At 63.5% G+C, this 25,893-nt stretch carries 13 protein-coding genes; 10 read left to right on the top strand and 3 right to left on the bottom strand.

Annotation, left to right across the window (positions count from 1 at the left end; translation table 11 throughout):
- The first annotated feature begins 2 nt into the window (after positions 1 to 2).
- A complete protein-coding gene (locus tag AOP79_RS04230) occupies positions 3 to 8,318 on the top strand; it encodes a DUF5979 domain-containing protein (RefSeq protein WP_152647996.1) in 8,316 nt (2,771 codons plus the stop codon).
- On the opposite strand, the gene pgm is transcribed toward AOP79_RS04230, so the two are convergent.
- Positions 8,315 to 9,994: a phosphoglucomutase (alpha-D-glucose-1,6-bisphosphate-dependent) gene (gene pgm / locus AOP79_RS04235; RefSeq protein WP_062070709.1), complete on the bottom strand. Its 1,680-nt coding sequence runs from the start codon at positions 9,992 to 9,994 to the stop codon at positions 8,315 to 8,317. The two genes, AOP79_RS04230 and pgm, sit on opposite strands and share 4 nt — an antisense overlap.
- A 153-nt stretch (positions 9,995 to 10,147) precedes the next feature.
- Between pgm and AOP79_RS04240 the strand changes: the two genes are divergently transcribed.
- From AOP79_RS04240 to AOP79_RS04250, 3 genes are all read left to right on the top strand, one after another.
- Entirely contained in the window at positions 10,148 to 11,158 is a 1,011-nt protein-coding gene (locus AOP79_RS04240) for a glycosyltransferase (protein ID WP_236683205.1), read from the top strand.
- On the top strand, positions 11,155 to 12,105 hold the full coding sequence (gene pheA / locus AOP79_RS04245) for a prephenate dehydratase (protein WP_062070711.1): 951 nt from the start codon (positions 11,155 to 11,157) through the stop codon (positions 12,103 to 12,105). Before AOP79_RS04240 ends, pheA begins: the two co-directional genes overlap by 4 nt.
- A 309-nt stretch (positions 12,106 to 12,414) precedes the next feature.
- Entirely contained in the window at positions 12,415 to 13,383 is a 969-nt protein-coding gene (locus AOP79_RS04250) for a DUF559 domain-containing protein (protein WP_062070713.1), read from the top strand.
- Positions 13,384 to 13,466: 83 nt separating this feature from the next.
- On the opposite strand, the gene AOP79_RS04255 is transcribed toward AOP79_RS04250, so the two are convergent.
- Positions 13,467 to 14,615 carry a diacylglycerol/lipid kinase family protein gene (locus AOP79_RS04255; protein WP_082093337.1) on the bottom strand — a complete coding sequence of 383 codons (1,149 nt, stop codon included), beginning with the start codon at positions 14,613 to 14,615 and terminating at the stop codon, positions 13,467 to 13,469.
- 41 nt (positions 14,616 to 14,656) lie between these two features.
- On the opposite strand from AOP79_RS04255, the gene serS reads away from it, so the two are divergent.
- From serS to AOP79_RS04275, 4 genes are all read left to right on the top strand, one after another.
- Complete coding sequence (serS, locus tag AOP79_RS04260) at positions 14,657 to 15,928, top strand: serine--tRNA ligase (protein ID WP_062070717.1); 1,272 nt, start codon at positions 14,657 to 14,659, stop codon at positions 15,926 to 15,928.
- Between the two features lie 2 nt (positions 15,929 to 15,930).
- A complete protein-coding gene (locus AOP79_RS04265) occupies positions 15,931 to 16,809 on the top strand; it encodes an HAD family hydrolase (protein WP_062070719.1) in 879 nt (292 codons plus the stop codon).
- A gap of 86 nt (positions 16,810 to 16,895) precedes the next feature.
- A complete protein-coding gene (locus AOP79_RS04270) occupies positions 16,896 to 17,756 on the top strand; it encodes an HAD family hydrolase (RefSeq protein WP_236683206.1) in 861 nt (286 codons plus the stop codon).
- Positions 17,757 to 17,810: 54 nt separating this feature from the next.
- Positions 17,811 to 19,043: an AGE family epimerase/isomerase gene (locus AOP79_RS04275; RefSeq protein WP_062070723.1), complete on the top strand. Its 1,233-nt coding sequence runs from the start codon at positions 17,811 to 17,813 to the stop codon at positions 19,041 to 19,043.
- A gap of 90 nt (positions 19,044 to 19,133) precedes the next feature.
- Here the strand turns inward: AOP79_RS04275 and AOP79_RS04280 are convergent, their stop codons facing one another.
- Positions 19,134 to 20,099, bottom strand: a complete 966-nt coding sequence (locus tag AOP79_RS04280; RefSeq protein WP_236683207.1) for an NAD(P)H-quinone oxidoreductase — start codon at positions 20,097 to 20,099, stop codon at positions 19,134 to 19,136.
- Positions 20,100 to 20,280: 181 nt separating this feature from the next.
- Between AOP79_RS04280 and AOP79_RS04285 the strand changes: the two genes are divergently transcribed.
- Both AOP79_RS04285 and AOP79_RS04290 read left to right on the top strand, forming a co-directional pair.
- Positions 20,281 to 25,383 carry a HAMP domain-containing sensor histidine kinase gene (locus tag AOP79_RS04285; protein ID WP_062070725.1) on the top strand — a complete coding sequence of 1,701 codons (5,103 nt, stop codon included), beginning with the start codon at positions 20,281 to 20,283 and terminating at the stop codon, positions 25,381 to 25,383.
- 68 nt (positions 25,384 to 25,451) lie between these two features.
- Positions 25,452 to 25,892, top strand: coding sequence for a roadblock/LC7 domain-containing protein (locus AOP79_RS04290; RefSeq protein ID WP_062070727.1), 441 nt, complete (start codon positions 25,452 to 25,454; stop codon positions 25,890 to 25,892).
- Position 25,893 lies beyond the last annotated feature (1 nt).

A 25,893-nucleotide genomic window follows, 5' to 3' on the forward strand; every position in this document is an offset into this window, starting at 1 on the left:
GTATGAAACTAGACGTAGACATGGGGCGTGCCACGGGAAAGACCGAAGGAGTGCTGGTGTTGCAGCCACGACGCAGTGTAGCGATGGGCCTGATCGGACTCTTGGCGGCCACGGGCTTGGTGGCGACTGCCACGACAGCCTCGGCAGACCCGGACCCGGCAGGCGTGTCTATCACCAAGACAGGTCCTGGTCCCGAAGCGATGCCGCTCCTGCCTGGCGATACCTTCAACTACACGATTCAGGTGAGCTGTGACACCGCTAATTGCTACAACGCAGCACTGACCGACACGGTGCCGCCGCCCCTAGAGATCGCGGGAACTCCCACCGTCGTTTCGAGTGATCCGTTTACCGTCAGCACCTCGGGCTCTGACTCGTTCGAGGTCAACTTCACCGCAGATTTCAATGACTTGGCGAACCCTGGATCGGGTATGCACGCAGGTACGACTGCCACCATCACGGTGCCTGTCCGAGTGCCTAATGACGCCAACTATGACTACAGCGATCAGGAGTTGCTCAACACTGCTCAGATGAATGCGGACAACGCGGATGAGCAGACTTCGAGTTGGCCCGTCGAGATTCAGGTCGACCCGAACATCGACACTGACGTGACCAAGACGATGACGCCTGCCAGCGGCACGGCTCAGGCGGGCCAGGAGACTGTCGCGTCGATCACAGTCAACAACCAGTCGGACACTGGTGCGGATTCGATGACGGTGACGGATCCGCCGGCGGGCAGTTCGTCGGACGTGTTCACTTACTTGGATCTCAACACGATCACCATCACGGAGATCCCTGAGGGTGCCGACACAGTGACGGTGACGGTCCAGACATCTGCGGGACCGGTGACGCAGACCTATCCGGTTGCGGACCTGACCCCGCTGCCGTACGACGTGACTCCCAGCGGCATCGACGGGAGCGATGTCACGTCTGTGTCCGTCTCGTTTGACGATGACGGTACTGCGCCGTTGATCGCCGAGGACGCGACCGGTGGAGTCAACATCGGCTTTGTGCAAAAGGATCCAGGTGAGTTGACGTCGGACGTCACTGTCACCAATGAGGTGGGTTCTGAGGTGGCGCGTGACGATGTGACGGCTACCGACAGCGACGATGCCACGTATGTCATCACCACGAACCTTCCGACCATCGTCACTACCAAAGACTTTGCCGACGACTTTGTGGTGAAGGGTGATTCCTCGGTGGCCACCATCACTGCTGGAGTGGGTGGAGATGTGCCGGTCACGACGATCACCGTGACCGAGCCTGCTGCGCCAGCCGAGTTTGGCCCGGACGGATTAACGTTTGTGGGTTTTGACGCCGCGGGAGTGACGTATCCCGAGGGTGCCACGGGAGCGTCGATTACCTATCAGACGACCAACGGCCCGGAGACCTATACCTTCGGCAACGGCGAAGTCCCGCCGGTCCCGGCGGATCCGAGTACCGTCACGAGTTTCACCATCACGTTCACCTCCGATGACGGATCGCCGATGCCCGCGCCGGGCACCGCGGCCTCGATCCCCGTGGAGATCGGCACACCCGACTCGGTGTCGCCGGGCAAGATCGACTACCCGAACACCATTGAGACCACGGGAACGTCTCCGGATGGAGTCAACGGATCTGAGACCGCCACGGATGTGCTCCCGGCCTACGACGAGAACATCGACACCACATCGGACAAGGTCATTGTGCCGTCCGAGATCTGGGGAAACGCTGGCGAGTGGATTGTGGTGCAGCTGTCCGGAGGCATTGCTGGCAATCCGGATCCTGACAATCCCGATGCACCGTATTCCACTGACGGTGCGGATCAGATTGTGATCTCTGATCCGAGCGCCAACCCGTCCGACGACGACCCGTTCTGGTCCGCCTTTAACCCGTCCGCGATTCGTGACGCCGCCGTCCCCGACGGCACCACCCTCGAGATTCAGTATTGGGATGGTTCGTCCTGGCAGACCTTGACTGGCCCCACTGATGGACCTGCGACGATCAACTTCGACATCACATCGAACCCGAGCCCTGATGAGATCGGTGGCCTCCAGTTTGTATACACCCCCACTGATCCGGATGCGACGTTCCCTCCGGGCACGGAGTTCAAGCCCAACGTCGTCATGAACCTTGACCCGGACTGGGCTAACGCTGACCCAGACCCGTGGGATGGCGCTGACTCCGTCTTGCTTGAGAATTGCACGGCCACCGACGCGGCGGGCACAGGGTCCACAGGGCCAGTGACGCCCGCTGAACCTGCGACGGCATGCGACGACGCCACCATCCTGGATCCTGACGGCCAGGACGGCGGCCCCGGCCCCACGGTGGTCAAGACAGTGAACCCGGAGGCGGTAGCGGCGCGTTCGCACAACGAGACGACCGCCACGTTGCGGTGGTCGACTGGTGGTGAATCGAACGTCGACACCTTCGTCATTACTGACGAAAATTCGGCACCTGCAACGGACCAGAGTGGCCCGATTGACAGCACCGGCAGCTTCTACGATGCGTTCGATCTGCGCCGCATCGCCATCAACGACGATCTGATTCAGTACGACGCAGTGGACGCCGTGCAGATTCTCAACGGGGACACGGGCGCCTGGGAGACACCGTCCAACAGCTCATGTGACGGCACTATTGATGGCACCGCGCTGGAAGACTGCTGGGGTGCCATGCCAGCCTTCAACCTGACGGCGGCAGAGCAAGCCACCACCATTGCTGTACGCGTGGCCTACATTGAGAATCCGGACCAGACGGCGCGTGCAACTCAGCCGGGCGTGGCGGTTCCACCCGTGGGGTCCGGGGTCGCCCGATCAAACGCTGCCGATGCAGAGAAGCGTCGCCTGAACCTCACGTTCCGACTACGCGACTGGCTCCGATCATCGGCCGATGACAACCTCATCCCGGTCACCGAGGCCTTCAACAGCACGAGCACCACCAACAACGTGGCTGGTGTGACGGCAGAGTCCACCCTCAACGGCAATTCGTCCGACACCGACAATGCCGTGGTCGTGATCGACCCCGCTGACCTCGCCATCACCGGTGAAAAGGTGTGGGACGGCGGCCCTGTCGGCATTCCGCCGGAGGGAACCCCGCAGGAAGACTTTCCCCACACTCGTGGCACGGTGACGGTCACCAACAACTCGGCACAGACCTACGTCGACGAGATCTACGTCGTCGACCGTCCAACGCAGAATCGTCCTGACGCAGACACGCTGCTCTCCACGGACGTGTTCAACATCACGTCCCTCGAAATGAATGAACTGCCTGCTGACGCTGACGGGTTTGCGCTCTATCTCTATTCGGACGATGCACAAACCCGCGACAATCCCGCCTTCTTGCTCGATAACGAAGCGGATGTTGCTGCACTGACAGAGGCTCAGCTCGAGCCAATCATCGGTGTGGAACTGCGCGTGTTTGGCCGTAGCACCATCACGAATGTCGGTCCCGGGGACCCGACGGCCGGCGGACTCGCTCCGGGCGACACGGCCGTAGTGTCGTTTGTGATGCAGCTCCGTGAGACGGATCGCTTCCGCAACGTCAATATCACTGCACCGGAGAATCGGGACGACTACGTAGGCCAGTACGTCTACAACACCGCCGAAGCGACCGTTGAAGATGCCGGAGTCGCCGATGCCGTCACCCTCCCGGATCTCAATGCTGACGTGCTGCTCGAGGACTTCCAGATCGGTGTCGACGTAGAGAAAGGGTTCTCCGCTGACATCGACACTGCGCCGGGAACCGAGCCCCTCACCCAGACAGAGACTGCGCCGGAGACTCAACCGTCGTTCGTGATGTGGCTGACCGCGCAGCCCACCATGGGTGCGCGACCCGTCTCGATGTCGGTCAGTGACCTTGACCCGACCTTCTGGAACGCCTACGAGTTTGTGGGCATCGATGACAGTTTCGATCTGGTCGCGCCTATCGAGAACGTGGAACTGCAGGTCTGCTTGCAGAGCGAAACCCCCATCGCCACGGACGGCACCGGTGGCTGCTCTCGCACGGTCGCAGCGGACAATTCCGTGTCATATTCGGGCCTCCATCCCACGTCATCGACCATGGCCGCCGGAGCTGGACCCCTGGAACTTCCCACCGGGGTGGATGCCGCAGATGTCAACGGCATCGTCTTGACGTACTCCAGCGCGGATGCATGGGACGACCCGTGGAACCCGGAACAGGTGATTCCAATCGAGGTGAAGCGCCGCACTGAACGTCTGACTGGCGGCGCGCCCGAAACTGACTACACCGAAAACACCCCCGCCCCGGGCGAGAGCCAAGCGGGTCACACGATCAATACCGTCGATGGTGCGGTGACGTCCGCGGTGGGCGACGGTCAAGTGACGAACATCCATGCCGTTGCTGAACCCGACGATGCCGAGGTCATCTACGAGCACCTCGTCACCGCCGTGAGCGTCGAGAAGTCGCCGGGTGGGGTGGACGACCCAGTCCAGCCGCTGTCGCCCGGCGCGTCGGTGCCATTCACGCTGACGTTCACCAACATCGGCCCGGCCCCGATTTACCAGCCGGTCTTCACCGACATCCTGCCCGACGTGGACGGCAGCGGGGAGCCGGACCTGCAACTGGATCCCAACGTCCTGCTCCAGGGACTGAGCCCCTACTCCTACTCGCTTGATGACTCCTCCGCAGAAGCCTTGCCTGCGCCGTGGGTGGCACCCGGAGTCACCGATGCCGACGTGACGGTGACGCAAGATCCTGCGACTGGACACCCCTTCGTCCTGACATTCGAGTTCCCCGATGGCACTGCCCTGGCGCCCGGAGCGTCCTACTCGATCACCATTCAGATGATTCCCGAGCCCGGTTTCCTGCCCAACCAGAACTTCGTCAACACTGCCCAGATTGAGGGCGACCAGCAGTTCGACTACTGCGACACCGACGACAGTGATCCGGACAGCTATGCGGAGTCATGCACTGCCGATGCCACCAACTCGGTTGCCGAGGGCGGCGCACTCCGCACAGGCAAACTTGTCCATCCCGGACCTGCCGATGCGCCGAACTATGACCTCGGAGCGTTCGTGAAGGGCGACGCCAGCCAGTCGTGTGACCCGCTCTCGGACACCGACACGCTCGCACCAGGCTTCTACGACCCACTGTGTATCCCTCGCACGCAAGAGGGGCAGATCGAGACCTGGCGCCTCGCCATGCAGAATACGGGAAACGTGCCACTCTCGACCATCGTGGGCGTGGATGTACTGCCCACCGTTGGCGACACTTCAGTCCTTCCGCCGAACACTCCCCGCGATTCTGCGTGGCACGCCGTGCTGAGCGACCCCCTCGCGCAATGGACGCCCCGGCCGGGCGGTACTGGAACTATCGAAGCGTTTGTCACCACTGACGCCTCTCCGTGCCTCGACATCCTGAATGGAACCGGCACCTGCGACGGTGACTGGACCAACTGGAGTGACTTCAGCGGGGACCCCGTGGATGTCACCGCAGTCATGTACATTGCGACCTTCGGCGACGATGACCCGTTGGGTCCGGGCGAGTTTGTGTCAGTGGACATGGAGACCTACACGCCAGCAACGGTGCCGACTGATGCCGACACCGTGGCATACAACTCGGTCGCGACATCCGCCATCACCGAGGGCGGAACCCAGTTGCCGCCTACCGAGGGCCTCAAGGTTGGGGTGGCGCTCGCCACTGGGTCGATCAGCATCGAGAAGCAGATTGACGGCGACGTGCCCCGTGACTGGATCCCGGATGAATTCGATGTGGTGTTGGTGTGCACCGTCGACATCAACGGTGAGCCGGTTGAGGTCATCCGTGACACGTACACGCTGAACCTTGTGGATGGGCCACAAGTCGTTGGCGACCTGCCCACCGGTGCGACGTGCATCCTTGAGGAAGAGACGGACTTTGGTGAGGTGTCGTCATCCCTCAACCCCTCCACCATCGAGGTTCCGTTCGGAGACACCGATCTCCCGAACATCGTGCTGACCAACACCTACACCGACGCGTCTTTGAGCATCAGCAAGCGCGTGGTGGGCCAGGGGCAAGCATCGAATGCGAACCCGGAAGATGCCGGTCCATTCACCATTGGCGTGCTGTGCACCTACCTGGGTTCCGCGGTGCAGCCGACGGAGGCCGGCGATTGGATTGACTACCCCCTGATCAATGGTGCATTCACGGTGTCACTTAGCCACAACGAATCAGTCACCGTGGGTGCTCTGCCGACCGGCGCTGAATGCCGGGTTGCCGAGTGGGCTACCGATGGCGCGAACCGGGTGGGAATTGCCTGGGAGACCGCAAACGAGTCCGGTGCCATCGCGGGTGAGCCTGACGATGATGGCACCGTTCCTGTGGTCAGCGACCCGTTCACCTTGACGGCCGATGGTGCCGTCGGTGACCCGGACCCGAGCGACCCCGTGTCGAACTATGTTGACGTATACAACCAGTACGCACAGGGTGAGCTGGACATCACGAAGGTCGTGGATGGACCAGGCCAGAGCGAGCACGTGGACAGCGAGTTCACGGTCGAGGTCTACTGCACGTGGGTGGAGCCCGACACCGGCGAGGTCGTCGTCACTTTCGACGACGCCGTGACGGTGACCGTAGGGGAAGCCACCACCATCGAGGGACTCCTCGTCGGTTCCGAGTGCACGCTGACCGAGCCCGAGGATGGGCGCGATGGCGCAGATCAGTGGGTCTTCACGCCGTCTGTGGTGGATGATCCCGCAACGGGCGTGGTGACCATTGATTCGAGTGACACCGCCGCTCAGGTCACCGTGACCAACATCTTTGAGGTGCCCACGGAACTCGTGGTCACCAAGGAGGTTGAGGGCCCCCAGCTGAACGAGGCGGGCGATGTCCCTGATCTGGGACCCTTCGAGTTCGCTGTGCAGTGTGTCTACGGCGAGGAAGGCAGCCCGTACGAGCGTGAAATCTTCGCCGCGGAGTTCCCGGACCTTGCTACCGGCGAGGCCATGGAGTTCACCCTGAGTGATGGTGAGAGCCAGATCCTCACTGAGTTGCCGACGGGCACCGTCTGTACGGTGACCGAGGCCGTTGCGGGGGCTGAGGTCGACACAACCTTCACGACCCAGCAGGCCGGTGGCCCCGTCGTGGGCCCTGACGCGGGCAATGAGGCCGAGATCACGCTGGCGCAGATGACGGCGTTCCAGACCAACACCGTGACATTCATCAACACGTACCCCGTGGCTGACCTTGAGATCATCAAAGAAGTCACCGGCGAGGGCGTGACTGAGCGTGATCCCGGACCCTTTGTTGTCAGCGTTGAGTGCTACTCCGACGTCTACGGAGTCCTCACCTATGAGGGCGACGTCACGTTGGACCGCGACGACAATCTCACGGCCACGATCTCGAACATCCTCTCGCCGTCCACGTGTGAGGTCGCGGAGACCAACGACGGTGGCGCAGACGAAGTGACGTACACACCGGGCGGCACCGGAATTGACAGCAGCACCACGGTGACCGTGGATGCAGACTCCCAGACGCCAGCAACCGTGACGGTCACCAACTACTTTGGTCCGCTCGCGTCGTTGGAGGTCACCAAGACCGTCGAGGACACTGTGCTTGACGCTGACGGAAACGCCGTGGATCTCGGTCCCTACTGGGTGATCGTTCGCTGCACTTATGATCCGGACGGTCCTAACGATCACCGGGTGTGGGCAGACGGCTATGGCCCGCTGCGCCCGATGGCGGTAGCGCTCGATGCAGGTGAGACGCATGTCTTTACTGGCATCCCCTCGGCGTCCGTCTGTACCGTCACAGAGATCGTGGATGGGCAGGCTGCTTCCACGACCGTCACGGTGGAAACGGCCGATGCCCCGGCCACCACTACGGACGGAAACGAAGCAGATCTCGAGCTCACCCCCGGCGACACCAACAGCGCCGTGGTGCACAACACCTTCGATGCGGGCTCCTTGCAGATCAACAAGGAACTCGTGGGAGAGGGCGCGCCTGACATCGCCGATGCGGGCCCGTTCGTCTTCACGGTGCAGTGCACCTGGGATCGCGAGAACCACGATCCGCTCGTGACCTACGACGGCCACGTCACTCTTGGTGGGGGCGAGCCGCTTACCGTGACTATTGACTCGATCGCCACGGGCTCAGAGTGTGTCGTGACGGAAACCGATGCCGGAGGAGCCGATGACACCCGTCTTGTGCCCGCCGGAGACGGTGACACGGAAGCTCGTGTGACCATCGGTGCCGCGACCGCAGTGACGGTCACGGCCTACAACCAGTTCGACGCATCCGGCTTGTTACCCATCACCGGTTACGACGGTTGGTGGCTAGCAATCGCTGCGATCGTGATCATGCTGGCGGGCCTGGCCATGATGATGGTGGCCCGCCGCCGTCACTAGCTGTCGAGAGCCTCGGCAACCACCTTCTGTGCAGCGTCCTTGACCTGCTCGAGGTGGTCAGCCGAGACGAACGACTCTGCATAAATCTTGTAGACGTCCTCGGTTCCGGACGGACGCGCGGCGAACCACGCATCGGCCGTCGTCACCTTCAGACCACCGATGGCCGCGCCGTTTCCGGGTGCCTCGGTGAGCTTGCCGGTGATTTCCTGGCCCGCGAGTTCCGTGGCGCGCACCTGTGATGGAGAGAGCTTCTTCAGGGTCTCCTTTTGCGCCTTGGTTGCCACGGCGTCGAGGCGTGCATACCAACTGTCGCCCAAGTCGTTGACGAGCCCTGCGTGAATCTGCGAGGGCGTCTTGCCCGTGGCGCCTGTCATCTCTGCTGCCAGGAGGCACATGATCAGGCCGTCCTTGTCGGTGGTCCAGACACGGCCCTCGCGAGTGAGGAACGATGCTCCGGCAGACTCCTCGCCGCCAAAGGTCACGTCGCCGCTCATCAAGCCCGGCACAAACCACTTGAATCCCACCGGAACCTCTTCCACGGGACGTCCCAAGCGCTTACCCACGCGGTCAATCAGCGAACTCGACACCAACGTCTTACCGATGCGGGCATCGTCCCTCCACTGCGGCCGCGCGCCACTGTGCAGATAGTGGATCGCTGCAGCGAGGTAGTGGTTCGGGTTCATCAAGCTGCCATCACGAGTGACAATCCCGTGACGGTCCGCGTCTGCGTCATTTCCCGTAGCGATGTCGTACGGAGCCTCAGCGCCGTCCATGAGCGTGCGGAGGCTCGCCATCGCGTACGGGGAACTGCAATCCATGCGGATCTTCCCGTCCCAGTCCAGCGTCATGAAACTCCAGCGCGGATCCACCTCAGGGTTGACCACTGTCAGGTCAAGGCGGTGCTCGTCGGCAACCGCACCCCAATAGTCCACGGCTGCGCCGCCCAGCGGATCAGCGCCGATGCGCACCCCGCCGTCACGGATAGCGTCCAAGTCCAGAACCTTCGGCAGCTCGGCGATGTAGGCGGCCATGAAGTCATACGGTCGCACCGTTGTGGCGTTCTTGGCACGCGTGTACGGGATGCGCTTCACATGCTTCCAGCCATTCTTGGCGAGCAGTTCGTTGGCGCGGTTCGCGATCCATGCCGTAGCGGTGGAATCGGCCGGTCCACCATGAGGCGGGTTGTACTTAAAGCCTCCATCGCGAGGTGGGTTGTGTGACGGCGTCACCACGATGCCGTCGGCGAGCCCCGGCCCCGAGGTGCGCAAGCCTGCCTCGTCCGCGGCGCCATTGGCGACCAGGATCGCGCGGCTCACTGCGGGCGTTGGCGTAAAACCACCCCGGGCGTCCACCCGAACCTCGACTTCAGCGGCAGCGAGAACCTCGACGGCGGTCTCCATCGCAGGCCCGGAAAGCGCGTGCGTGTCGATTCCGAGGAACAGCGGGCCGTCTGTGCCTTGAGCATTGCGGTACTCCACAATGGCCGCAGTGGTGGCGACAATGTGAGCCTCATTAAAGGCCGTATCCGCAGCGCTGCCGCGGTGCCCTGACGTCCCAAAAACGACCTGCTGCTCAGCGATCGTCGGGTCAGGGATCAGGTCGTAGTAGTCGCCCAGGAGAGAGTCGACATCAATCAGATCCTGGGGCTGGGCAGGTGTTCCGGCGCGCTCATGCATAGGGCATACTCTTCCACCACCAGACGCGGGGGACAACGGGAGCGCACCGTTTCTTCAGAGCTGAGTGGCGTCCATGCGCGGTGCGTCACGTTTCTCTCACCAAAAGCCCAAGGTTTTACCAAAAGACCGGGGGTCGGCGCTAGGCTAAACACCGTGGAACCGCAGCGCGACACTTCAGGCTCGTCGTCGCCCCAAGATGGCGCCAGTTCCGCGCGCCCCGGCGACCCAAGCATCGGCCCGGCCAACAAGAAAAAGGCCCCAGGCAAGAGCGCCTCCAAGGCGACAGCCAAACCCACCGCCAAACCCGCCGCAAAGCCCTCGACCAAGCCGTCCACGCAGTCAGGAACCAAGCGCCCCCGCGCGGGCAGGATGCGCCGCCCCATCGAAACGCCGCAGGACCTCCACGTCGCAGCCGCCCTGATCGTTGCCCACAACCGTGCCCGACGTATCGCTGCCACCGTCCGTGCTGCCCGCTCCATTCCGGGCGTCGACACCGTGCTGGTAGTTGACGACGCCTCCACAGACAACACGCAAGAGCTCGCTCGTAAGGCCGGTGCGGTCGTAGTCCGCCATTCACACCCACGCGGACGCAGCGCCTCCATCGAGACCGGCGCCTCCGTCATCGCGATGCGCGACGAACCTGGCCGCGAACCACGCGCCATCCTTCTCCTCCCCGCCTCCCTCGGGCACTACGCCGTGGGCGCTGCACCCCTGGTAGCGGCGGTGACGGAGCACGTCGCCGACCTCGTGGTCGCCCGCGCAGAAGGGGAGCCACGCGTCGAAGGGCCATCTTCCAAGGCCGCCCGCCACGCCGTCGAGAAAGCCACCAAGTGGACCCCCGAGGAACCACTCGCGCCCGTCCGATGCCTCACTCGCGAAGCGCTTGAAGCGTCCATGCCGCTCGCGCGCGGCTCCGGCCTCGAAGTCGGCATGATCCTCGACGTGTTGCACGCGGGGCTCACCGTGACAGAGGTCGAATGCGAACTCGGGCATGTGCAGCGCTCCAGCGGAGAAGGCAGCGGTCGCGCCAAAGTGGCGCGGTACCGAGACGTGATGCTTGCCATCAATACACGGCGGGTCAAGAGCGGACTGTCGCAGACACGTGGAATGGTGGGGCGCAAACGGCGCAACATTGCCGACGACGACCCAAAGGACAGCCTGTGAGCTCACTTCCCAAGTACGCGTACCTGGGGCCAGCCGGAACCTTCACCCATGCCGCCCTGCGGGCCATGGTGGACCCGGACACCGCGGAGTTTGTGCCATGCGTCGATGTGGTGACAGCCCTTGGTGCCGTGCGGGCTGGGGACGTGGACTACGCGGTGGTCGCTATCGAAAACACCGTTGAAGGTGGAGTGACAGCCACACTCGACACCCTTGCCAGCGGTGATCCACTCGTGATCGTAGGCGAGACGGTACTTCCGGTGGCCTTCGAATTGCTGGTGCGTCCCGGCACTGAACTCTCAGACATCACTGCCGTGTCAGCGCATTCGCACGCATGGGCTCAAGTCCGGCGCTGGGCTAACGCAACGCTGCCAGACGCCACGTTTGTGGGGGCGTCATCGAACGCTGCCGCGGCAGTGGCGTTGGCTGACCAGTCCCGGTCGCTCGATGAGGTAGGTTTCACCGCCGCGCTGGCACCTCCGGGTACTGGAGAGGCGTTGGGCCTGACGGTGATCGCGGACCGAGTGGCGGACAGCGTTTCCGCTGCAACTCGTTTTGTGAAGGTGGGGCGCCCCTGCCCGGTGGGACGGCCGACTGGTGCGGACAAAACCACCCTCGTCGTGCATCTGCCGTCTGACCACTCGGGTGCGCTGATGGAGATGCTGGAGCAGTTCGCTGTCCGCGGTGTCGTACTGTCCCGCATCGAATCGCGTCCCATTGGGGACCGTCCCGGCGAGTACTCGTTCTCGATGGACCTCTTGGGGCATGTCGGGGAAGCGCGTGTGGCGGAGGCGCTCATGGGTTTGAAGCGCACGTGCCCCGTGGTGCGATTCTTGGGCTCGTACCCGAAGGCCGACGGTGAGGTCACGGATGTGAGCATGGACACGGGCGATGAGGCCTTCGATCAGGCGGCCAACTGGGTGGAATCGCTCCGCGACGGCACCCACTAACCCCGCTTCCCCCCCCCGCGCCCCTTCCCCTCGCGAAATGGCTCCATTTCGCTGTTTTGACGTGCCATAACGGGCATTTTTCGCCACTCCAGGTGAGCGGGGCATCGGCCCTACGCAATGGCCCGACAGACAGCCCTGACAGCCAGCCCTGACAGACAACCTGGACAACGCAATCCGCGCAAGACAGTCTGCGCTCGTTCCGCGTCATCGCGCTTGAGGCCGTCCCCAGGTCCCAGCCCGTCCACGCGTTACCGACATCTCGCCATGAGACTCTTCGGCTGGATCTGAACCGCACCTACGGTCGCCACCATGACCCCACGCCCAGCATTCGCCGTCTACGCACTTGTCGCCGCGCTCGCGGAGTCAGGTGTGGCACATCCGCGCCGCCACGTTGAGGAACGCTGGTCCAGTGCCACACTTACGTCGGCCCTGCAGTCGGGTGATGTGGTCCGCGTCGGTCCCGGGCTGTTTGCCCACCGCGACGCGGAGCAGACCATGCGATGCAGACTCTCCGTGGCCGCCCAGTGGCTGCCCCAGGGCGGAGCGGTTGCCGGTCGAGCGGCGCTCTGGTGCGCAGGGTGGCGAGATGAGCATCCAGCCCAGCTCCACGCCATCGTTCCGCGCGCTGTGCGCACGCCGGCACCTCCCCTGTTGAAGCTGCGGCGCACGGACATTGAGATGGCGGCAACTCATATCGAGGGGGTGCCGGTAGTGAATTCCGCGGATGCGCTGATCCTCGCGTGGCAGTGGACTCAGCCCCATGAACGCATTGGGTTCGCGTGTGATGCGTTTCGTTCGGAGGTGGTGCGCCCGGCCGATGTTGCGCGTCGGACGGGTTTTCATCCCCGGATCCCCAACCGTACGGATCTTGAAAGTGCGTGCTCGCTCGCGTCACGCGGTGTCACGTCGATGCTGGAGTACCGCGCAATGACAGAGGTTTTCACGGGGGACGAGTGGGATCGTTGGGAGGTTCAGGCTCCGGTGTCTGCTGGTGGGCGCACGTTTGTAGTGGACATGCTCCTGCGCGCGGCTCGCGTTGCAGTTGAGTTTGATGGGGCTCGCTATCACTCAGATGACCTGCGGCGCCGTCGAGACCTTGAGCGTGATGCGCTCCTTGCGGGCGCGGGCTATGTGACGGTCCGTCTTACCTGGGAGGACATTGCTGGACGGCCTGGGTGGTGTCGTCGGCAGGTGAGGCTTGCGGTGGCGCGGCGGACGGCCACGGATAGGGCCGATGCTGGTGGAGCTGCCGGTGCAGAGATCCCCTGGAGTGGCTGAAAATGCGCGTCTTGGTGCCGCAAAACAGCGAAATGGAGCCATTTCGCAGGGAGGGTGGGGGGAAGGGTGGGGAGGGTGAGGGCTTAGTCGCGGGCGACGCGGATCTTCAACGCGCCGGGCTTCACCCAGCCACGCAAACGGATCGCACGCCCCAGCGACTCACCGTCAACCTGGACACGCTGCGGCTGCGCCATCTCCACGGAGACCTCTACGCCACGCACGTGGTCAATCCGCGACGTTCGCCACGCACGCAGCGCCTGACGCTGGCGAATGCCCGCGCCCTGCGCCACCACAGAGCCAAACAACTCGGTCCATCCCACTAGACCGCCGCGCGCATCCAACGTCGCGATGTCGAGTTGCCCATCGGTGATCGACGCATCGGGAATCAGCTGCAAGCCGCCGGGGAGTCGTCCCGCATTCGCCATGAGGACGGTGCGCATTTCCGTTGTTGAAGGCTCTCCCTTGTCAACGGCCACCGTCGCGGTGATGCGCTTGTCTCCCAGATGTTCGATCGCGGCAAAGAAGTACGCGAACCATCCCACGCGCTTCTTCAGGGTGGCATCTGTGCCAGCGACCATCTCAGCATCGAAGCCAATTCCAGCCATCACGAGGAACAAGTGTGTGCCGTCTTCACCGTGGCCTGGGTAGGCACGTTCGATGTCCATGAAGCCCACGTCGACGGCCTGCGTGTTGCCTTCGAGGATGATCCGCAACTGGGTGCCGACGTCGTTCAACGGCATGTCCAGGTTGCGGGCAAACAGGTTCCCCGTCCCTATGGGAATAACTCCCATTGACGCGTCGCTATCTACGAGCGCATCCGCCACGGCACGCACGGTTCCGTCGCCGCCGACGGCGACCACGACATCGGCTCCCTGAGCGAGAGCTTCACGTGCCTGCCCGGTTCCGGGGTCATCGATGGTGGTTTCGAACCACAGCGGTTCGGGTAGGTAACGCGCTGAGCAGGCCTGGATTGCTCGCTCGCGCATTTCTGGCACCCCGGATTTGGACGGGTTGGCGACGAAGGCGATAATTTGGCGTTCGCGGCCTTCGAGTTTGCCGGCGCGGTCTGCTGTGGCGCTGGAGATGGGTTTGATACGGAGGAATCGGCGCCAAAAGATGGGCACCGACAATGGATCACGGGCACCGACGCGGCGTACGACACTGACGACGAGGGTGAGCGCGATTATCGCGATCACCAGCGCCGCTCCTCCGAGTGCCATAGGCCAGACCATGTCAGGAGCCTACAGACCTTCAGGACGTTAGACTCGCGGACATGATCGACCTGAAGCTCTTGCGCGCCGAACCTGAGACCGTCCGTGCTAGCCAGCGCGCCCGTGGTGATGATCCTGCTGTGGTGGATCAGGTGTTGGCCGCTGATGCTGAGGGCCGTGCCGCGCTGACGGAGTTTGAGGCAAAGCGCGCGGAGCAGAAGGCGCTCGGCAAACAGGTCGCGCAGGCGCAGGGCGATGAGAAGCAGGCGTTGCTCGCTCACACCAAGGAGTTGGCTGCGGAGGTGAAGAGTCTGCAGGCAACGGCCGATGCTGCGGCGACGCGTGCGGTGGAGCTCGCTCGGTCGTTGGGCAACATTCCGGAGCCGGGGGTTCCTTCGGGAGGCGAGGAGAACTTCGCAGTGTTGCGTCACGAGGGTGCGCCTCGGGATTTTGCGGCTGAGGGTATTGAGGTTCACGACCACCTCGCCATTGGTGAGGGTTTGAAGGCTATTGATATGGAGCGCGGCGCGAAGGTGTCGGGCGCGCGCTTCTACTTTCTGACGGGCATTGGTGCTCAGTTGGAGTTGGCGATCCTCAACGCCGCCATGAATCTTGCGACGGAGCGTGGCTTTAGCCCCATGATTACGCCCACGCTGGTCCGCCCAGAGACGATGGCGGGCACTGGCTTCCTGGGCAATCACGCTGAGGAAATTTACTTCTTGGAACGTGACGAGCTGTACCTGGTGGGGACGTCGGAGGTGGCGCTCGCGGGCTATCACAGCGACGAGATTCTGGACTTGAGCGATGGGCCGCGCCGTTATGCCGGGTGGAGCGCGTGCTATCGCCGTGAGGCCGGTTCGGCTGGCCGGGATACTCGCGGGATTATCCGTGTGCACCAGTTCCACAAGGTGGAGATGTTCACGTATGTGACGGCAGCCGATGCCGCGGCTGAGCACGAGCGCTTTCTCGCCATTGAGGAAGAGATGCTGCAAGCGCTCGAACTGCCGTACCGAGTGATCGACACCGCGGCCGGTGACTTGGGTTCGAGTGCGGCTCGTAAGTTCGACTGTGAGGCATGGCTGCCAAGCCAGGAGCGTTGGATGGAGGTCACGTCTACGTCGAACTGCACCACCTATCAGGCGCGTCGCCTCGCGATCCGTGAGCGGGTCGAGAAGGGCACCGCGCCTGTGGCAACCGTCAACGGCACCATTGGTACGACGCGCTGGTTGGTGGCGTTGCTGGAGAATCACCAGCAGGCCGATGGTTCGGTGTACGTTCCGGAGATCTTGCGCCCCTATCTGGGCGGCCGCGACGTGCTGACGCCGGTGAAGTAGGCGTGACGACAGACGCTTCTGGAGTTTCGTTGCAGTTCACCCTTGACCCGAATGCACCGGTGTTGGTGGCGCTCGATATTGATGAGACGTGTTCTTCGCAGGACACCGTTGACGGCAGCCGCACGCTCGGAGTGGTGACTGCCGCGGTGCAGGATGCGATTGACAGGGTCCGTGCGAGCGGCGCGCATCTTGTTTTTGCGACCGGTCGCCAAACGGATTCCGCAGTATCGATTGCTCGCCAGCAGGGGTGGGGTGACCTCGACATGTTGTGTTCTCAGGGGGCGGTCACGGTGCACGTGGGCCCGGGTGCTGAGGACTTCACGGTGACGGCTCGGCGCACGTTTGATGCCCGCCCCGTGATTGCAGCACTTGTGGAGCGCTTTCCTGAGGTGCGCTACTCGGTGGAGCATCGTGACGCAGGTCATGCGGTGGGGGTTCACCATCCGCAGGGCACCGTTTTTGGGCGCCTGGTGGGCGACATGACGGATGCCGATGCCGCGGCCACCACACAGTTGATGGCCAGCAGCACGGAGGTCAGCGGTGAAGATTTGTTGCGGGCGGTGGAACACCTGGGGCTGAGTTGTCACGCTTTTGACGACTTGGGTGCTGGTTGGCTTGATGTGTCACCGGCTGGTGTGGACAAGGCCGCTGGGCTCGAGGAGTTGCGGCTTCGCTACGGGGTACCGCGTGGCAACACTGTCGCTGTGGGTGACGGCCATAATGATCTGCCGATGTTCGCATGGGCGGCGCATGGCGTGGCGATGGGGCAGGCGGCACAGGAAGTGCGCGATGCCGCGACGCACGTGACCGGGTCACTGGCCGATGATGGTGTGGTCGCAGTGCTGGACGCGGTCGCCTCCCGAGCAGTTCCTGTCGCCTAGGCAACGCCTGCCTGTCCCCGGCGACGTGCGACGCGCGCAGGGTCCCGTTTTACCGTCGTGTCACCTGGCCGTCGTAGGCTCAAGGCATGAGTCCGGCCCCGGAAGACATGAACCCACCCCTTGGACCCGACACTTGGCGACTGCTCGGTCTCGACATTGACGGAACCCTGATGCACTGGGGTGGTGAGATCACTCCGGCGATTGTGCGGGCTGTCGAACAGGTCCGCATGTGCCGCAATCACGTGATCTTGGCCACGGGACGCAACATTGTTGCCACCCTTCCCGTCGCAGAGCAGTTGGGGATCCGTCGCGGCTGGGCAGTGTGTTCCAACGGTGCGGTCACGATCCGCTTAAACCCTGCGACCCCGGGCGGGTACGACATCGTTGAGACCGTCACGTTCAACCCTCGTGCCGCCCTCGAACTCATCCGCAAGGAAATGCCTGACGCCTTCTTTGCCGTGGAGGATCTGGGCGTCGGCTTCCGCGTGAGCCGCGAGTTCCCGATGGGTGAGCTAACGGGACGCCAGCGCGTCGTCGACAACTTCGACGAGCTCTCCCACGAGGAAGCAACCCGCGTCGTTATTCGTGCCCCCGGTGCCGATGTCAGCCACTTCGATGATCTCGTTCACCGCATCGGCCTGAATGACGTGACCTATGCCGTCGGTTACTCCGCGTGGCTGGACTTGACGCCACCTGGGGTGACCAAGGCATCGGCCCTTGAAGCGCTCCGCCGCAAACTCGGTGTCTATCCCGACCATACGGTTGCTGTGGGCGATGGCAATAACGACATTGACATGCTCCGTTGGGCGGGATACTCCGCGGCGATGGGTAGCGCACCGCGCCAGGTCATGGAGGCGGCGGATGACGTGGTCGGCTCGGTCGAGGAGAACGGGTTGCTGCAGGTCCTTGAGCAACTCATCGACCCTGAGCGTTTGGCTGTCCTCTAGGTCCCTGAGCGCGTGAGGCTGGCCGGTGGCGTGCGCCGTCACTAGGGTGACGCTATGACGTGGTTGACGACGCCCTCCCATTTTCGCTGGCTCGAATCAGAGAGTGCACGCTTGCTGCAGTTTGGGCGTGCGAGCCGGCATCCCCGCGGTGGTTTTGGGGGACTCGACGCCGATGGCGTGTTGCCAGAAGATGCCGAGGCTGAACTGTGGATCACCGGCCGCATGACGCACTGCTACTCCCTTGCGACGCTGATGGGGCATCCGGGTTCTGCCGCTTTGGTGGACCACGGCATTGATGCATTGCGTGGGCGTTTGCGGGACGACGAACACGGCGGCTGGTATGCCGCTGTGGGTGCGGACGGGCCCACGAATGATTCCAAGCAGGCGTACGCCCATGCGTTCGTGGTGCTGGCCGCGACATCCGCCCTTGCGGCCGGCCGCCCAGAAGCGGAGGAGTTGCTTGAGGAGGCGCTCGCGGTCATCGACACCCATTTTTGGGATGACGAGGCGGGTATGACCCGTGAGGATTTCAATCGCGATTGGTCACATTCCGAGGATTATCGCGGGCTCAACTCCACGATGCACATGGTGGAGGCGTTCCTTGCGGCTGCCGACGCCACGGGGGAGCGCAGGTGGCTGGACCGCGCGCTGCGCATTACTGAGCGCGTGATGGATCGGTTTGCGCCCTCGCATGGGTGGCGACTGCCGGAGCACTTCGAGGCGGACTGGACTCCTGTGCTGAGTTACAACGAGGACGATCCCAAGCATCCGTTCCGCCCCTTTGGTGCGACTATCGGCCACGGGTTCGAGTGGTCGCGTCTGACGGTGCAACTGTCTCTTGCGCTGCAACAGCGTGGGCTTGGCGCGCCGGAGTGGTTGATGTCGAGTGCGACGGAACTGTATGACGCGTCTGCTCGTGATGGCTGGAACGTTGATGGGCAGCGGGGCTTTGTGTACACGGTGAACTGGGAAGGCCAGCCTGTGGTGCGGGAACGCATGCATTGGGTGAGTGCGGAGGCCATCGCTGCCGCTGCCGTGCTGTGGCGGGCGACTAAGCGACCGGTCTATGCCGAGCACTATCAGGAGTGGTGGGACTTCGTGGGGGACCACCATCTTGACCTTGAGGGTGGTTCTTGGTGGCACGAGTTGGACGCCCAGCTCGCGGTGGCGGGGACTGTGTGGCCGGGAAAGATCGACCTTTATCACGCGCTGCAGGCGACTCTCATCCCTCGCCTGCCGGTGACGCCGTCCCTTGCTGCCTCACTCGTGGCGGGCAACCTCGCCTAATCTTCTCGCCAAATGGCTCCATTTCGCTGTCTTGAGCGCTCAAAACAGCGAAATGGAGCCATTTGGCGTGTCTGGTGGGTCGGTAGAGGCTCAGGACGGGGACAGAATGAGTTTGCCAAAAACCCCACCGGCGCGCAGTGCGTCGTGCGCCGCCTGGGCCTCCGCCAAGGGGTAGCTGCCGTGGATGACCGGACGTACGGCGTCAGGAACCAGTGGAATGATGTCGCGCGCGACGCCAGCCACGATCGCTGCCTTCTGCTCATGAGGCCGGGCTCGTAGCGTTGTTCCGACAATCCGGGCACGCTTGGTCAACAGGACACCCAAATCCAGTTCGGCGCGCGATCCCTTCTGCATCCCAATGACCACCAGAGTGCCCTCAGTCCGCAAAGCCGCGAGGTTGTCTGCCAGGTACGCCGCCCCCACGACGTCAAGAATCACATCCGCTCCGCCAAGGTCTCGCACCGCTTCGCTGAAGTTGCCGTCGCGATAGTCCCACGCGGCATCGGCCCCCAGCGCCTCACACCGTGCCGCCCGTTCCGGGCCTCCGGCCGTCGCGAGGACTCGCATCCCCATCGCGTGAGCCCATTGAATTGCGAACGACCCCACTCCTCCGGATCCTCCGTGGACCACCAATGTTTGCCCGGCCACGGCATCGGCCGCATCAAAGTTGGACCACACGGTGCATGCGGCTTCCATGAATCCTGCAGCCTCGCTCATGGTGAGGCCCTCGGGCACCGGGAGCGCAAGATCCTCGTGGACGGAGGCGCGTTCGGCGTAGCCGCCGCCTGCCAGCAACGCCATGACACGGTCGCCGGGCCGATGCCGGCTTACGTTGGAGCCCACCTCCACGACCGTGCCGCTCACCTCGAGGCCAGGCCAGGAAGGTGTCCCGGGTGGTGAGGGGTAGTGGCCTGCGACTTGAAGGAGGTCGGCACGGTTGATACCGGCACCTTCGACGCTGATCAGGATGTCATGGTCTGCCACAGCCGGATCGGGGGCGTTATCCACAATCAGACTCGGCTTTTGCGTTCCTACGGTCGGAGTGGAAATAATCACATCGAGTCCCTTAGGCTTCGTGTCGCCTGCGTACCGTTATAACGTGTCACAGCATAGATGAGCATGGAGTTCTTCAAGGTTCTTGGCGGACGCGCCGATAACGAGGAGAGCTGGAACGGCAGCGACGTCGTTCTGGCCGTTTGCTTCAGCAAATGACGATGGCTCGTGAGGGTGAGGATTTATGCTCGACAGACTGGGTATTCGCGGCAAAGTGCTCGCGGTTGTTGCCGTGCCTATTCTGGTGCTGGTCCTTGCTGCCGGTTTCATTGTGGCCCAGGCCGCACAGTCATCATCTGAAGCCAGTGACGCTGAGCGCGTGCTGGATGTTCTTGCTGACATTCAGACGGCGCAGTCCGATTTCCAGGATGAACGTTGGGAAGCCACTAACTTTGTGAGCTCCGTTCAGGATGGCCAGGACAAGCGGGAGGCTGCCGAGGAAAGCACGGACGCCGCGCTGGTCGACATCGATGCTGGCATTGCTGAGATCCCCGAGGACGAGTTCGGCGAGTATGAAGGTCCGAGCCCTGAGGACGTCCGCGCGACGCTCGATGCCGCGATTGGCCGTAGCCCCGGTGGCAGTTACATGCAGTCCGCGCGCGCCGTCACCATCGGTGTGCCCACGGAGGAATCCGGCGGCTGGGTAGTGTTCCCGTCAGAAGAGGACACTGCAGCGATGCAGACGAGCTACGAGAACGCGGCATCGGCCGTTGACGACCTCGCTGACACGCTTCCTGATTCCTACGGCCTTGATGTTCCGCTGGCCGCCCTGGCCTTCCGTTTGAACAACGAGTCGACCCTCGCGATGGCCCTCTTCACCGAGCCACGGACCTACCAAGAGGACTATCAAACTGCAGCGGCTGCCACCAATGCGTCTGTGGCGAACCTCGATCTTTCGACTGACTTCCTTCAGGTCAACGCGGATAACGACGGTGCCATTGAGATCTTGGCTGAGGCCGAGACAGCCCTCGAGTCGCTGCCTCAGATCCGTAGCGGTGTGGCGAGCGCAACCGCCAACCTCGCCGTGATTACCAACTTCTACACCAGCGTCATCGACGCGACGGTGCGAAGCTCGTCTGTGGTGGCTGTCACCATGGGTGACCCGGACCTGGTCCAGGGTCTGCAGGGCTTTGGAAACCTCGACTCCCTCGTGGAGGCGATGAAGTACGAGGAAACTATCACCCAGTCTCTGATCCGTGCCGGTACCTTCGCCCCTGGTGAAGAAGCCCAGGCACGTACCATGACGACCCGCACCGACCTGGCGCTTGCCGCTGCTCAGGCCTCGTCCGAATCCATCCCCGGCGCACCTGAGGTCCCCGGCTACGGGGCATCGGCCGCGGACAATGACGGCACCGCTGACTCGTTTGTGTCAGTCCGAACCCAGGTACTGACTGGTTTGGACGCATCGCTGATTGGTCAGCGTGACGCTGACTGGCCGGCTCAGGTGGACGCGGAGCTCGCGGTCTACGAGGGTCAGATGACCCAGATGTGGAACTACGTCGAGGATGAGGCCGCATCAGCCCGTCAGGGAGCGTTGGTGCAGACGATTGTGACCGCCCTGGTCGCTATCGCGGTCATCGTGCTGTCCCTCGTGCTCGCACTCCTGATCGCTCGCCGTATTGTTGGCCCGCTTCGCCGCCTGACCACGACGGCCGACGCCGTGAAGACAGAGCTTCCACGTCTGGTGGAGCGCGTCGCTATCCCTGGTGAAGAAGTCGATGTCTCCGAAGTGCAGATCCCGGTGGAGTCGAAGGACGAGATCGGCCGCCTGGCAGAGTCGTTCAACGAGGTCAACGCGACCACGCTGAGCATCGCAGCCGAGCAGGCCGCTCTGCGTGGCTCGATCTCCGAGATGTTCGTCAACGTCGCCCGTCGTGACCAGGTGCTGCTCAACCGCCAGCTGTCCTCGATCGATGACATGGAGCGCACCGAGGACGATCCAGACACGCTCACCAAGCTCTTCGCGCTTGACCACCTGGCAACCCGGATGCGTCGTAACTCGGAGTCGCTCCTGGTGCTTGCCGGTATCGACACCGGTCGTCGCCTCCGTCGCCCCATGCCGCTGTCCGACGTGGTGCGTACCGCGTCGTCGGAGATCGAGCTGTACGAGCGTGTGGAACTTGACCTGCACGAGGACCCCGCAATGTTGGGTCACGCAGCGTTGACCACTGCTCACCTCTTCGCTGAGTTGCTGGAGAACGCCACGGTGTTCTCGGACCCCGGCTCCCCCGTCACCGTGCGCACCATGCGCCGTGGCGATGACTTCTCGGTAGAGATCATCGACAACGGTATTGGTATGACCGAGTCGGAGACGGCCGATGCCAACGCACGTGTCGACTCGACCGCCGCATCGGAGATCCTGGGTGCTCAGCGCCTGGGTCTGTTCGTGGTCGGCCGTATTGCTCGCCGAGTGGGTGCGACCGTGTCCATTGCATCCCGCGAGGGTCAGGGAACTGTCGCGACCGTCTTGCTGCCGGCGACGCTGTTCGCGGAGGCATCGAGCGACAACGCCTTCGACGGCGGTATGAGTGCGCCCACCGCTACCGAGCCTCAGTCGATGGCGGCGCCCTCTGCCCAGGCAGCTCCGGCAGCTATCGGTGGTACGTATGCTCCGGCCGCTGTGGAGCCCGGTGTAAGCCTCTCCGGCCGTGGCGAGGACCGTCCCGCTGAAGGTGCTTTGCCTGGCCGCGGCACGCCCGTAACCGCGGATAGCAACTCCATTGATGCGCTGATTGCAGCTGATGCTGCTGACGCCCCGTTTGCTGAGGCCACCAACCCTGAGGCGCTCACAGACGGCGCCACTGAGGGTGGCCTTCCTGCTCGTCGCCGGCGTCCCGATGTTTCTGCAGCCGATGCCGAACGCGAACGCAAGAGCGTGGTGGGTCTGCCGGCCCGAGCAACTCCGGAACAGCTCTCCGCTCTTGCGGCCGAATCGAACAACGCGTTCGCCCCTGCGGTCGCTGCAGGCGAGATCTCGCCTCAGTCGGTTGATGAGCGCGCGTCGATGTTCCGTGGATTCCGTTCACGCCGCGAGAACGAAGAGCAGCAACAGCAGGCATCAGCACTGCCCACGCGTTCCCGTGCGCAGTCACCTGATTCTGTCGAGATCCCCGGCTTTGCTCCCTCATCGCCAGAGTTTGATGACGCACAGAAATCCGATGACTCCCAGCATGTGGACGAGCAGACGTTCGAGGCTCCGAGTGCCGCTGCACCGGCTCCCGAGCATGACGGTGGCCTTGGCGGCCCAGCATTGGCTGGTGCGGCCGGTGCTGCCGCGTTTGGTACCGCGGCGTTCTTCGGTGCACGTGACCGCGCGCCGGAATCCTCACAGAGTGCCGTAGGCGCCGATGCCGGTGAATCGGTCCCGAGCGTGCCCGAACAGGGGTCTGCTCCCGAAGCGCCCGCGACTCCAGCAGCCGCGGAGCCAGAGCCTGCTCCGCGTTACGAACTCGAGCCTGACAACGAGGCCGGTGTTGCAGGGTTCCGGATGCCTAAGTTCGACTCGGTGCAGTCCGCCGTGTCGACACTGTCCGGGCCCTCCGTGTACTCCGCGCCGTCGGCATACTCGGCACCCAGCGCACACTCCGCTCCGGCCGCGGCGTCCGAGCCCATTGACCTGGCTGATGAGAGCGCGCCGTACATGCCGGCCTTCTTGTCGGACGACGAGTCTGAGCAGCCTGAGGCCGCGGCAGCGTCCCGAGAGGCACCTGCTGCACTTTCAGCGCCTACCGTCCATGCTGCTCGTGCGCCTGAGGCAACTCCCAGCGCTCCAGAGTTTGTGGCGAACGCCCCGGAGATCGAGGAGCAGGTTCCGGCCGCTGAGCCAGGTGTGATCAACTCGCCTGATGAGCCATTCCTGATTCCTTCATTGGAGGATGACGAGGACTCCGCTTCAGAACAGTTCGACGAAGCACCTGTGACTCAGACTCCGTTCCGTCCCAGCGAGAACCCGTTTGCGCCCGTCTTCGGCGGCCCGTCGGCTCAGCCCGCCTCAGGCGACTCTGCACCGCAGCAGCCGTTTGCGGAGGAACAGCCCGAGGTCCAGCACGTCGACGAACAGCCGCAGTACGCGGGATACAACGACGGTGGAGCACCGCACTTTGGTGCTCCCGCCGACGAGCCCGCGGTGGAAACCCCGTTCGCCGCACAGCCGTGGAACAACTCTGCACCGGTGGACGATGCACCGAGCCCGCACAGCAACGCTGGCTACAGCAACAACGACTACGACAGCGCGGCACCTCAGTTCGAGAGCGCACCGGCAGCGGCAAGCCCGTGGGCGACCGCCCCGGTCGCATCACAGCCGGAGCCAGTCTCGGCAGCATCTGCGGACTCACCGCAACTTGACGCCCTGATTCAGAGCGCCGTTGAAGATGACCACAAGCCCGGATTCTTCTCGCGGCTCTTTGGTCGGGGACACCGTGATGAGGTCGAGACGCCAGCTCCGTCATCGGCGCCGCATGCGGCGTCGACGAGCGGCGTGTCTTTCAACCCGGTTGCCCCCGCGCCTCACTCATCAGAGTCTGCACCGTCCGCTCCGAGCGCGCCCTTTGCCGAGCCTGAAAACGCGGCCCCGGCTCGAGCATCGTTCCTGCCGGACAGCGCATTCAAGCCTCAGGCGGAGCCTGAGCCAGAGCCGGCTCCCGCAACGCAAGCGCCGCAGAGTAACGATGGTTGGGCGCCACAGCAGGCCGCACCCGCTGCCGCTCCGATGGCGTTCGAGCCGGTAGCGCAGCAGCCCGTCGCTGAAGAGCCCGCGCCGGCACAGCCTGCCGCCGCCCCTGAGCCGTTCACTCCAGCTCCGCAGTCCTTTGCCCCCGCGGCGCAGGAATTTGAACCAGAGCACGAGTGGAATGCTCAGCGCCAGACGGCGTTCACGCCGGACGATCTTGCTCGCCCGACTGGCTGGGAAACTGCTGGCCAGAGTGCGATTCAGGCGGCCGCTCCCGAGCGGACCGGTGAATACCAGCCCATCATCCAGCCCGAGCCGTTGCCTGACGACGAACCGGACATGACGAGTGCTGTGTTCTCAGAACTTTCATCCTTGGCCTCCGAGCGGCCTAAGGTTGAGAAGACGCGTGCGGGACTGCAGAAGCGCCGCGGAACGGATGCGCCTCCTGTGGAGGTCAAGCCGCTGGATCAGGAGCCTTCTGCGCAGGTGCAGCCTGCGGAGCGGGATGCTGATGCGGTTCGCAGTCGATTCAGTTCCTTCTACTCTGGCACTCAGCGCGCCCGCTCAGACGTTGAAGCTTTGGAGCAGGGAAATGCCGATCAGCAGGGTCGGGAGTAAATGCTCATGCACAATGACACATACCTACACGTGCTTCCTCAGGGGAGCAGCAACCTCAAGGAGGACCAGTGACCGAGTTGAGTACTGAGGCCACAAACTTCGGATGGCTCTTGGACAACTTCGTCCAGACGGTTCCGGGGACCCGCCACACGCTCGTCGTCAGCGCCGACGGCCTGTTGATGGCTATGTCGAAGAACCTGGACCGCACGGGTGGCGACACGCTCGCCGCTGTGGTGTCTGGCATGGCTAGCCTGACCCGCGGTGCTGCCCGCCAGCTCCGTGCCGGTGAGGTGCGCCAGTCGATCATTGAGATGGACGAACTCTTCTTGTTCCTCATGAGTGTCTCCAACGGATCGGTGTTGGCGGTTGCCGCTGACTCGACCTGTGATGTGGGCCTCGTGGGTTACGAGATGACGCTGCTGGTGTCGCGTACTGAGAACGCGCTCACGCCGCAGCTCATCACCGAAATGCGGCAGAACCTGCCCACTGATGGCGAGATGCGCGCCTAGG

The sequence above is a fragment of the Demequina sediminicola genome (genome assembly GCF_000975055.1).
Classification (GTDB): Bacteria; Actinomycetota; Actinomycetes; order Actinomycetales; family Demequinaceae; genus Demequina; species Demequina sediminicola.

Excerpts from the sequence above, each read along its gene's own strand:
- AOP79_RS04230 (WP_152647996.1), top strand. The coding sequence starts at position 3 with ATGAAACTAGACGTAGACATGGGGCGTGCCACGGGAAAGACCGAAGGA.
- pgm (WP_062070709.1), bottom strand. The coding sequence starts at position 9,994 with ATGCATGAGCGCGCCGGAACACCTGCCCAGCCCCAGGATCTGATTGAT.
- AOP79_RS04250 (WP_062070713.1), top strand. The coding sequence starts at position 12,415 with ATGACCCCACGCCCAGCATTCGCCGTCTACGCACTTGTCGCCGCGCTC.
- AOP79_RS04255 (WP_082093337.1), bottom strand. The coding sequence starts at position 14,615 with ATGGTCTGGCCTATGGCACTCGGAGGAGCGGCGCTGGTGATCGCGATA.
- serS (WP_062070717.1), top strand. The coding sequence starts at position 14,657 with ATGATCGACCTGAAGCTCTTGCGCGCCGAACCTGAGACCGTCCGTGCT.
- AOP79_RS04270 (WP_236683206.1), top strand. The coding sequence starts at position 16,896 with ATGAGTCCGGCCCCGGAAGACATGAACCCACCCCTTGGACCCGACACT.
- AOP79_RS04275 (WP_062070723.1), top strand. The coding sequence starts at position 17,811 with ATGACGTGGTTGACGACGCCCTCCCATTTTCGCTGGCTCGAATCAGAG.
- AOP79_RS04285 (WP_062070725.1), top strand. The coding sequence starts at position 20,281 with ATGCTCGACAGACTGGGTATTCGCGGCAAAGTGCTCGCGGTTGTTGCC.